Origin of the sequence: Salipiger marinus (assembly GCF_035481585.1) — a bacterium.
In the GTDB taxonomy this organism is placed as follows: domain Bacteria; phylum Pseudomonadota; class Alphaproteobacteria; order Rhodobacterales; family Rhodobacteraceae; genus Salipiger; species Salipiger marinus.
On the sequence record NZ_JAYKSL010000078.1, the window covers coordinates 1 to 1307 of the forward strand.

The window sequence follows — 1307 nt, forward strand, 5'->3', positions numbered from 1 at the left end:
CCCTGGAATCACAAAGCCTGAACGGTCTCGGCTACCCGCTTACCGCCCTTCTCCGCCGCCAGATCGACAGCAACGGAAAAGCGGAAGGCGTCATGGCCGATGCAGTCCAAAGATCGAGCCGCGTTCCAGTCCGGAAAAAGCATAGAACACCTGTGGAAGACTGCGTTGGGAGCGACTAGGTTGGGACGCCTGAGCAGGCGAGCGGTCTGCCGACGCGGGAACTAGAATAGATGATCACGGTTGCTACAATTTTGGGCTTAGAGCACAGTGGAACGACGCTTTTAGCACGCATGTTAGGAGCCCATTCCAAAGCATTTGCCATAGGTGGCCTGAAAAATTTCACGGCTTTCGCCGAAGGCAGAAAGGCGTGCTCCTGCGGCGAGACGCCTGAAACTTGCGTGTTCTGGACTTCGGTCCTCGAAGAAATCAGAAGCAGGGGCAACGACCCTCAAACTCTTGCAGCCGAGCTAGCCGCGCACCGCCGAAATCCTGCGCTCGCGCGAGATGCGGCGCGGATTATAGTGGAAGCGATCTCGGCAGCCAGCGGCATGTCCTTAATCGTTGATGCTTCGCGTGACTCGACTTGGGGCGCTTTGCTGAAGCAATCTCCGTCCATCAGAGTTGTTCCGATCCACATCTTCAAGACCCCGATGGCCCAGCTGGCTTCAGCCAAGCGCAAGCAGCGGTCACTGTACGCCGAAATTGGGAAATACATTTCCCGCAGTCGGGACTGTCGTGCAGAAACATCACGCAGTTCGAGCTCGGTTACGCTCGCCTACGACGAGCTTTGTTCCGCTCCGGAGACCTCGTTGGCGAGCATCATGGATGCAGTCGGGCTTCCGCTAGAGCATCACCAAGTTACTGGGTGGGGTGCGGAGCCGTTGCATATGATCGGGGGGAATCGAATGCGCAGTTCGACGAGCTCAAAGGTTGAACGGGATGAGCACTGGAAGAAGCTTCTTTCCGGATTTGAAGTCGCTCTCGCGCGCTTGGGTGGAGGTGTCACATTTGCCCTGAATGAGCGCGAAAGCCTTCGCGAGACTCGCTCAAGGGAAGATGTTTGAACGCTAGGCGATCAAGCACATGTCCGTCTGGCACCGTGCGGAACTGGCCCTAAAGCGAAACCCCGCGCCGGTCGGGCGCGAGGCTCTGCAGAGCGGGGATATGCGGTCAGGTCTTCCCGCCAAGCGCCTTGGCCCACCGCGACCACGCAAAGGTGCCGCCGCTCACGAGGCCATACAGGACCACTGCCGCCGCGATCGACGCCGCATTGACATCGATGGTGATCAGCCCCGCCGCCTTGTCAA

At 58.8% G+C, this 1307-nt stretch carries 1 protein-coding gene; it reads left to right on the plus strand.

What is annotated here, in order from left to right; all coding sequences use genetic code 11:
* Positions 1 to 230 precede the first annotated feature (230 nt).
* Positions 231 to 1064: a sulfotransferase gene (locus VK682_RS27195; protein ID WP_324782989.1), complete on the plus strand. Its 834-nt coding sequence runs from the start codon at positions 231 to 233 to the stop codon at positions 1062 to 1064.
* Positions 1065 to 1307 lie beyond the last annotated feature (243 nt).